Annotated in this window: 8 protein-coding genes; 7 read left to right on the top strand and 1 reads right to left on the bottom strand. The window is 34.0% G+C overall.

Annotated features, from left to right (window positions below):
• Positions 1-312: 312 nt before the first annotated feature.
• The gene (locus CCAND38_RS05730; protein WP_042008384.1) at positions 313-513 is read left to right on the top strand and encodes a hypothetical protein; all 201 of its coding nucleotides are present in this window, start codon (positions 313-315) and stop codon (positions 511-513) included.
• A gap of 574 nt (positions 514-1,087) precedes the next feature.
• Complete coding sequence (locus CCAND38_RS05725; protein WP_042344294.1) at positions 1,088-1,270, top strand: hypothetical protein; 183 nt, start codon at positions 1,088-1,090, stop codon at positions 1,268-1,270.
• 1,132 nt (positions 1,271-2,402) lie between these two features.
• Here CCAND38_RS05725 and CCAND38_RS05710 read toward each other — a convergent pair.
• Entirely contained in the window at positions 2,403-4,337 is a 1,935-nt protein-coding gene (locus CCAND38_RS05710; RefSeq protein ID WP_231550001.1) for an LTA synthase family protein, read from the bottom strand.
• A 270-nt stretch (positions 4,338-4,607) separates the two neighbouring features.
• On the opposite strand from CCAND38_RS05710, the gene CCAND38_RS05705 reads away from it, so the two are divergent.
• The 5 genes from CCAND38_RS05705 to CCAND38_RS05685 all read left to right on the top strand — a co-directional run bounded on the left by CCAND38_RS05705 (position 4,608) and on the right by CCAND38_RS05685 (position 9,805).
• Entirely contained in the window at positions 4,608-5,396 is a 789-nt protein-coding gene (locus CCAND38_RS05705; RefSeq protein ID WP_042008376.1) for a tetratricopeptide repeat protein, read from the top strand.
• A 112-nt stretch (positions 5,397-5,508) separates the two neighbouring features.
• On the top strand, positions 5,509-5,988 hold the full coding sequence (gene ribH / locus CCAND38_RS05700) for a 6,7-dimethyl-8-ribityllumazine synthase (RefSeq protein ID WP_042008373.1): 480 nt from the start codon (positions 5,509-5,511) through the stop codon (positions 5,986-5,988).
• Positions 5,989-6,077: 89 nt separating this feature from the next.
• Complete coding sequence (gene uvrC / locus CCAND38_RS05695; RefSeq protein ID WP_042344291.1) at positions 6,078-7,853, top strand: excinuclease ABC subunit UvrC; 1,776 nt, start codon at positions 6,078-6,080, stop codon at positions 7,851-7,853.
• Between the two features lie 97 nt (positions 7,854-7,950).
• Complete coding sequence (locus CCAND38_RS05690; RefSeq protein ID WP_042344289.1) at positions 7,951-9,102, top strand: serine hydrolase domain-containing protein; 1,152 nt, start codon at positions 7,951-7,953, stop codon at positions 9,100-9,102.
• Positions 9,092-9,805: a 3'-5' exonuclease gene (locus CCAND38_RS05685; RefSeq protein WP_042008392.1), complete on the top strand. Its 714-nt coding sequence runs from the start codon at positions 9,092-9,094 to the stop codon at positions 9,803-9,805. Before CCAND38_RS05690 ends, CCAND38_RS05685 begins: the two co-directional genes overlap by 11 nt.
• Positions 9,806-9,831: the final 26 nt, after the last annotated feature.

Genomic DNA, 9,831 nt, shown 5'->3' with positions numbered 1-9,831 from the left:
TGTTATTAGCATTCAACAAAAATACAACTTTATTCCCTGATTGTCAAATTTTTATACCATCATACTTTTTAAAACACGACCAAAAAGGCGTGTTTTCCATTTCGAAAAACACGCCTTTTTTAATTTGATTATAGATGTAAGATGATTTTGTCAATTTATAAATAGTTTGTATCTTCGCATCGTTGAGTTACAACGCAAAACAAATAAAATCAATGAAATTGGCTCCGTTACTAAATCGTTACCTCATAGACTTTGAAAAACAAGTAACACACTGATAATAAATATATTGTAAAATTAGTTGGATTTCCTTAGATGAAAAGAACCAAAAATCAAGGCTTTGGATATTTGTCTAAAAATCAGACTCATGTCGCTAAAATTTTCCAAACTTGCTTCCTACGGTCGCTTCGAACAATGGAAAATTTCCACGCTCTATTCGTTGATTTTCTTAACGCCAAATCTCCAATGCCGATGAAAAGTGGTCAAAATACTGAAAAATCAGTGTTGAACCATTAAAAAATACATGAAATTAAGTACTGAATTCAATAGTTTTATTACTACTCATATTGGTCAATTTCTTTATGGTAGATTTTTTGAGCAGAAAACACAAAGCTATCTTGTATTTAGGTTCGGCGATTACTTTTATATTCAAATATTTTCCTGAAAGCCAAAGAATTGAAAAATAGAAGTTGATGTAGCGTTTGTTTGTATCATTTTGTTTTTGTGTTTTAATTGTTACAAAAAAACTAATTCATTGATTTTTTTAGTCCCCCACTCTTCATTTTGTAATTTATATTCAGATTTTATTTAAATTGAATTTTTATCAAAATAACAACTATTTTATTATATATTTCATATTTTAAAACGCTATATTATTCATAAAATAATAACTATTAAAATTAAAAACAAATACATTTAACCCATTTTTATAACAATAAAACTTGATAAAAACACTATTAGAGTTAAATAATGTTAAAGTTTATTTTTTTCTTTGAATTGTAATATCTTTTTTTTTAGATTTACACTGTAGTTATCCGGAAAAACTATATGAGCCGTTAAGTGAATTATTTATTTTAAAAATTTTACTGTTATGAAAAAGTTAGAATTAAATCAAATGGAAAAACTTCAAGGAGGGAAAGCAAGCGAGAGAGCCTGTTTAATAGGAGGGGGACTGGCTGCGGTTGCTTTTGTAAGTGGATTCCTTGTTCCTGCGGTTTTTTTTACAGCAATGGCAATTACTGCAGGAGCAGCTTATTCGGGGTGTTTTGATTAATAAGAATATTCAAAATAAAACTATAATAATACTTACTGCTTTTTTTCTAATTATATTATTAGTGAATATTTTAACAAATAATGGTTTGGGGAAAGGGTTGAATTTTATTGTAGTTTTAGGATTAATCCCTCTTTTGTGTACTATATTTATAAATATGTATAAAAACAACAAGAAATAAAGCAATTAGACTTAAATAAAATGGTATCCATAGAAAAGGCTCCACAGATTAATGTTGGATAAATATTATTAATAAACATATTGTGGTATTATGAAATATATGAAATTGGGTTTAATATTGGTAGGTTTGCTTATAATAATATCTCTTATTGTTCTAACAAACGGAATTTTGGAAACAACCACAGTAAGAGATGTTTTTCTTGTACCCGCATTGGTAATTATTTTTGCTCTGATTTTTAAAATTATAAAAGAAGAGAAAAGACAGGGCTAATTGATTTTATATTAGCTATTTGATTTTTATATGTTGTAACGAAAAAAAAAGCGAAAATGAGATAATTAGATTTAAACAAAGTGTAGTTATCTGGAAAAAAACATAAACATACACCTGTTAATCAATAAGTTATAGTATTTGTTTTTAGTATTATTTTGGATTGATAATATAAGTATGACTCAATTTTTTTACTATGAAAAGTTTATTAAACTATTTATTACTGTGTATAGTATTAATTTCTGTAGTTTTTGTATGAATTTATAACTAAGATAGCATTTGCACTTGCTTCTATGGGTTGCTTGTCCTTGTTTGCAATATCATTTGAAAAACAAAACGCACAAAAAATTTCCTTTGGTGTATTCGGATTTGTTTCTTTATTAGCTGCTGCTTATTTTATAAGTTATGACGAAGTGGAAAAGTTTTTTATATTCGTAATAATGGGAAGCTATTTTTGTTTGATGAGCCAAAAGCGAAAGATATATAAAAAGAAAAGTAAGTAATTCTAATAACTAATGACCGACAAAAAATCAAAAAAGAAACTATGATAATTTTTATCTCACATCGACTGCATTCTCTTCAAAAAGTAGCCGATGAAATATGTATTTTAGACGGAGGAAAAATCATATTATCAGGCAATCACGAAAACTTAATGCAGACAAGGAATTTTTACAGTGATTTTTTTAGTTAATTTTCCAACTTTTTGTGAATTACCCTATCCATATAATCTTGAATAAAAGCCTGTAAATCACGGATTCCTTTTTCTGTTTCGGGATTATTTTCTTTTCCTAACAAGTTGTTTTTCAACCCTTCATCTTCACGTTCGTAAATGCCGTTCATCGTTCCGTCTTGATTCATTACATAAATGTAACTACCTTGCATCAAGCTATAGACATGTGTATCAGAAATATAGGCTCGTGGTGTTTCGTTAGCTTCAGCAAACAAACTACGCCCCCATGAACGAAATGGCTTATTGTAACCCATTAGATCTACCAACGATGGATAGATGTCGATTTGCTGTGCAATTTCCGATGATTTTCCTATGGTAACAAACTCTTCGTTAGGACTATAGAACATTATTGGAGAACCCATTTTAGTAATAGGTTGTTTGTACAGGTCGTAATACGTTTGATTGCCATGGTCATTCGTAAACAGGAAAATAGTGTTTTGAAACCAAGATTGTTTTTTAGCATTTTCAAAGAATTTCTTCAACGCATGGTCCGTGTACTGAACGCATTGGTGAATTTCCAGATTTCCTTTATCGAACTTACCTTCGTACTGCTGAGGCACTTTAAAAGGATGGTGGGATGAAACGGTAAATATCGACCCAAAAAAAGGTTGTTGTTTTTGACTAAGAACAGTATTCATAAATTGAAAAAAAGGTTCATCCCAAATGCCCCAAACTCCGTCAAAATCAACATCATTGCCATACTCTGTTTTGCCGTAGTAGTGCTGAAACCCAAGTATGTTGGAAAACCCTAAAAACCCCATTGAGCCGTTGGGAGCTGAGTGGAAAAACGAGGTGTCGTATCCTAATTCGTTGGCGATTGAAACCAGTGATTGTGTAGGCTGTTGAGCATAAGGCGATGAGGTGTATGCCACTTGCAAGGTCGGTATTCCTCCATAGATAGACGACATTCCGTGAATAGACTGACGACCGTTGGCATACGCATTGTCGAAAACCATTGAATGCTGTGCTAAAGAATCCAAAAAGGGAGTGTATGACTTGTAATCGGGGATATTTCTATCCTTGTTCATACATCCCCAATATTCTCGACCAAAACTTTCCAAAATAAAAAGAACTACATTAGGTTTATTTTTTACCTCTCGGTAATACAACTTTACAGGCTTGATATGTTCCGCTATATAGTCTTCTGATACAAAATCATAGGTTCTGAATCCCTTATTTTTTCCTATAGTTCGGATAAGTGTGAAAGGCGTGTTTAGGATAACATCCGCATGAGCTGAGACCGACACATATCGACTAGCATCAACAATATTTATCGGACGCGACGAATGGGAGAGCGTTCCTCCACGAATCCCTGCCAGAACCATCGTACCTATACCCGCTAACCCCACCAACGAACCAAAAACATATGGTAATGGATGAATCGTATTCTCACGAACTTTGATTCGTTTGTAAAAATACATCCAACAGAAAATCAGAGCGATAAACATTATAAAAACATACCAATACATCCCCACAAAGGTAAAAAACAAAGCGGTCTTATTTTGTTCATTTTCAATCACTGCAAAAGAAGCTGTAGTCAATCGTGATTTACTAAATGGATAATAAATCATATCCACAAAATTAGTCGCATAAGCTATAGTATTTGGAATAAAATACACCCAAAAAACCATTTTTTGGTATCCCTTTCGAGTGTTTACCCACAGAGGAAAAATGCTCAATAGAATAAACAATAAATTTACATAAAGAATCGCTGTAGTGTCGAATTGGATTCCATACGCAAATAACCTACTCACTGTCAGAAAGTTATATCCATCTATAACGTCAATATTAAATGCTATGAACAGAAGTCGAGCTACAAAATAGAACAAGAATACCAAGGAAAGTCGGTACAAAAAAACAAGATATTCGGTGATTCGGATAAATTTATTCATAAAAGATAATTTGAATTACATACCGCCTAATGTCATAACGCTATGTATTTTAGAATTCTGTGGAAAATATCCCACAAAAGTAAAATATATTTTTATCTTAACAAAAATATATTCTAAAAACACTGATTTACAAACTATTAACCAGAACAATGGAACTATTACTCCAAAACGAATAATTGTTAATTCGTTATTTTTTATATTTTTTTGTCAAACCATTTTTCAAATACAAATAAAAGTTTTATTTTTGCCAAACTTTTAATCAAAAAAGACATGGCAGTTTATAAAAAAAGAAACAACAGACCTAATAGAAAAAAGAAGATAGATGAGTTAGACGAACTTGAGGAAGAGCAACTTCACCAAGAGAGTACTACGGCTGAGGTTTTTGACAGTCTTGATGCAGGAGCTTCAAAAACAGAGGCTTGGGTACAAAAAAATCAAAAAACCATCCTTGGAGTGTTAGTCGCTGTAGCTGTGGTAGGTTTGGGAGTCCTGTTATATCAACAATTTGTTTCTGCTCCAAAAGAGAAAGAAGGAGCAAACGAATTCTTTTTCGCGAATGAATTTTTCAATGAAGCATTAAACGCTACTGACGATCGTGCAAAAGATTCGCTTTTCACACTTTCGTTGGAAGGAGGTAAAGGGAAGTACGGCTTCTTAGAAATCATCCAAGAGTATAGCGGTACAAAGGCTGCTAATTTGTCGCAATATGGAGCTGGAATGGCTTACATGCATAAAGGTGAATACCAAAAAGCTATTGACCATTTAAAAAAATTCGATTCACCTGACGATGTGATGGGAGTTTTAGCCTTAGGGAACATTGGTGATGCCTATTCACAGTTGAAAAACAATCAGGAAGCATTGAATTTCTATAAAAAAGCATATACTCATAGTGATAACGAATTTACTAAACCGATGTATTTGAAAAAAGCTGGAATAACAGCTATGTTGTTGAACGACAATAAAGAGGCTGGTAAACTTTTCGAGCAAATCAAAGATGAGTACCCAACTTCCGAAGAAGCTCGTACTATCGACATTCTTATTGGTAAAATAAGCAATTAAGCGTCACTATAAGAAAAGATAAAATTTCTTCATAGTTTATAAATTTATATGATTCCACACCTGCCATTTTCTTAGAACAAATGGTGGGTGTGTCTTTTAAATACAATACATTATGGCAACAGAAAACAAAAATTTATCACAATACGACAAAACGAAAATTCCCAATGTAGCAAACTATCGGTTTGGTATCGTTACTTCCGAATGGAATGAGCAAGTAACTTTTGGGTTAAAAAAAGGAGCCATTGACACCCTTAAAGATTGTGGTGCTTTGGAAGAAAATATTTTGTGTTGGGAAGTACCGGGGAGTTTTGAACTTATCTACGGAAGTAAAAAGATGATTAAAACCCAAAGGATAGACGCTATCATCGCGATTGGTTGTGTCATTCAAGGAGAAACTAAACATTTTGATTTTGTTTGTCAAGGAGTTACACAAGGGATTGCACAATTGAATGTTTCCGAAAACATACCTGTTATTTTCTGTGTACTCACTGATAACAATATGCAACAATCCTTAGACCGAAGTGGAGGAAAACACGGTAATAAGGGAGTAGAAGCTGCCATCGCTGCCATTAAAATGGTAACGTTGGGGTAGTGAACCATAACGAGTCTTCAAGTTGCTAGTGATTAAGAGAGAATTGAGTATTGGCTATGATGATATAGAGTTTCAAAAAGATAATATGCATGTCCATTGAACTTACGCTACAAACCTTGCCATCCAAACCAGGAGTCTATCAATTTTACGACAAATCGGACTCGTTGATTTACGTTGGCAAAGCAATTAATCTCAAAAAACGGGTATCTTCTTACTTTCAAAAAAAACATGAATCAGGAAAAACACGGGTTTTGGTAAAAAAAATTGTTCGCATTGAACACATTGTCGTAGCCACCGAAAGCGACGCCTTGCTTTTGGAGAATAACCTCATAAAAAAATATCAACCTCGCTACAACATTCTTCTCAAAGACGATAAGAGTTATCCGTGGATATGTGTTAAAAAAGAGCGATTTCCTCGTGTTTTCCAAACGCGCAAAATGATCAAGGATGGTTCGCTTTATTTTGGACCTTATACTAGCATAAAAACCGTCCGAACACTATTAGAACTTATTAAAGAACTTTATCCTCTGCGTAATTGTTCCTACGATTTATCAGAACAAAATATTCAAAATCAGAAATTTAAAGTGTGTTTAGAGTATCACATTAAGAATTGTAAGGGAGCTTGTGAAGGATTGCAATCAGAGGAAAATTACCTGCAAAATATCAGTGAAATTATCGAGATTTTAAAAGGAAACTTCAAAGATGCCTTAGCACGATTTAAAAAAGAAATGGTATCACTTGCGACGGATTTACGTTTTGAGGAAGCTCAACAAATCAAAGAAAAAATTGATATTTTGACTAACTATCAAGCTAAATCGACTATTGTAAGCTCAAAAATCAACAATATAGACGTTTTTTCTATTGTTTCGGATGAAGAATATGGTTATGTAAACTTTCTACAGGTGGCCTATGGTGCTATTGTAAGAGCTCATACCATCGAAATCAAGAAAAAATTGGAAGAAACCGACCGAGAACTGCTGGAATTTGCCATTGTGGATATCCGAGAGCGATTTTTCTCTAATTCCAAAGAAATTATCACACCTTTCGAAGTAACTCTACCTAATAATTTGCAATTAACTATTCCTAAATTAGGAGAAAAACATCAGTTGTTGGAACTGTCTCTACGCAATGCTAAACACTTCCGACAAGAACGTTTTAAGCAAGTTAAAATCGCTGATCCTGAAAGACATACGAACCGAATTTTATCACAATTACAACGAGATTTACATCTATCGGAACCTCCTATTCACATAGAGTGTTTCGACAATTCCAACATTCAGGGAACAAACCCAGTAGCAGCTTGTGTAGTATTTAAAAATGGGAAACCAAGCAAAAAAGACTATCGCCATTTCAATATCAAAACAGTAGAAGGCCCAAATGATTTTGCTTCTATGGAAGAAGTGGTATATCGTCGCTATAAACGTTTGTTAGAAGAAAATGAACCCCTGCCCCAACTCATCATCATCGATGGAGGGAAAGGACAATTGTCATCAGCATTGAAATCGTTAGAAAGTTTAGATCTACGGGGAAAGATAGCCATTATTGGTATTGCTAAGCGTTTGGAAGAGATTTATTTCCCTGAAGATAGCATTCCTCTCTATTTAGACAAAAAATCTGAATCTTTAAAGCTAATCCAACAACTTCGCAACGAGGCACATCGATTTGGAATTACATTTCACCGACAGAAGCGTAGCAAAGTAGCCATTGTATCAGAATTGGATAATATTGAAGGTATCGGCGACAAGACTAAAGAGTCTTTACTGAAACATTTTAAATCGGTAAAACGAATTAAGGAAGCCTCTTTAGAGGACTTACAAGCTGTGATTGGATATCGTGCTAAAAAAGTATGGGAGTATTTTAGGTAAATTACAACATCCTCAACTACAAATCAGTATTCTTTATGCAAAATGCTCTTCGTACATATTTTTTTTGTACCTTTGTGAAGCATCAACCATTGAGATTATGAAAAAGTTTTTAATTGCACTTGTTTTATTGATTGCCATTACCATTACAGTCTTCTATGCTATGGGATATGGCTATGTTTTCACTGCTGTTCGTGTGGTTTATGGTAGTGGGCATCGTACGGCATTTCTGTCGGATTTTACTTATTTTGATAACCGTACTATTCAGCGTGGCAAACCACAGGCTTGGAATATTCACAAAAACTATAACGAGGTCGCTTCTACAGAGGAGTTAGATGCTTTACATGATAAATATCACAGCACCGCTTTCATGATTATCAAAAATGACAGTGTGTGGCATGAACAATATTTTGACGACAATAGCCATAAAACTCTTAGTAACTCATTTTCAATGGCTAAAACTTATGTTTCAGCAATGCTTGGAAAAGCTATTATGCAAGGGTACATCAAAAGTTTGAATCAGCGAGTAGGTGATTTTTTTCCAGAGTTTTCAACTGGATTAGCAGCTGACCTCACAGTGGGTGATTTGAGTTCCATGGCTTCAGGCTCCAATTGGGATGAATCGTATTACAACGCTTTTTCTGTAACCACACAGGCTTATTATGATAAAGATCTTCGCAAAATCATTTTAGAAAAAGTTAAGATTGTAGAAGAACCAGGACAAAAATACGTTTACCAAAGTGGAAACACACAACTTTTAGCAATGGTTCTGGAAAAAGCAACAGGAAAAAAACTAACTGACTATCTTTCAGAAACCTTTTGGCAACCTTTAGGATGTGAATATGATGCTTTTTGGCAAATTGATAGCGAGGAAAAAGGCTTAGAAAAAGCCTATTGCTGCATAGCTTCCAATGCTCGTGATTTTGCACGTATGGGAAAACTTTATCTGAATTACGGCAAATGGAATGGTAATCAACTTCTTGATTCTTCTTTTGTAGCGAAGTCCATTCAACCCAGATTTACGGAAAGCCCAGAATATGGCTATGGAATGTGGTTACTCAGTCGAAATGGAAAAGAATTCTTTATGATGCGAGGACATCTAGGACAATATGTAATCATGCAACCCGAAGATAAAATCATAATCGTACGCCTGGGGCATCTAAAAGGAGAGGATAAACTCGGAGATCCTTTTACTGATGATATCTATGGATACATTGATCAAGCCTATAAAATGTTACAAAATGCTCAATAAGATACCATTAGAAGATATTTTATTTCTTGATATAGAGACAGTACCTCTGTTCGAAAGCTACCAAGAACTCAGCGAAGAGACACAACAACTATGGGAAGAAAAAACGAAATACTCTCGAAAAGAGGAATTCAGTGCTGAGGAATTCTATGACCGTGCAGGTATTTGGGCTGAATTTGGAAGAATTGTTTGTATTTCTGTTGGATTCTTTTCCTTCCGGAACCAGCAACGTACCTTTCGCGTAACCTCTTTTATCGGTGATGAAATATGCATTTTAAAAGATTTTGCTCAGCTAATTGAATCACATTTTTCACGTCCTAACCACGTTTTATGTGCTCATAACGGCAAGGAGTTTGACTTTCCGTACATCTTAAGACGAATGATTATCAATAGATTACCAATACCAGCTAAATTACAGCTATTTGGTAAGAAGCCTTGGGAAGTTCCACACTTAGATACACTCGAACTTTGGAAGTTTGGAGACTACAAACATTTCACCTCTTTGAAACTACTCACTCACATTTTGGGAATCCCATCCCCGAAAGATGACATTGATGGTAGCCAAGTACGTGAAGTTTTCTATAAAGAGAAAGACATCGACCGCATTGCTATCTATTGCCAAAAAGATACCGTAACAGTGGCTCAAATTCTACTTCGCTTCCGTAATGAAGAACTGTTAGACGAAGATGAAATTTTATTTGTGTAAAAAATACACATTTTTAAGCTACACTT

The sequence above is a fragment of the Capnocytophaga canis genome, assembly GCF_000827555.1.
Lineage (GTDB): Bacteria > Bacteroidota > Bacteroidia > Flavobacteriales > Flavobacteriaceae > Capnocytophaga > Capnocytophaga canis.
The sequence above is the reverse complement of the archived record's forward strand: the minus strand, read 5'-3'. Positions and strand labels throughout refer to the sequence as shown.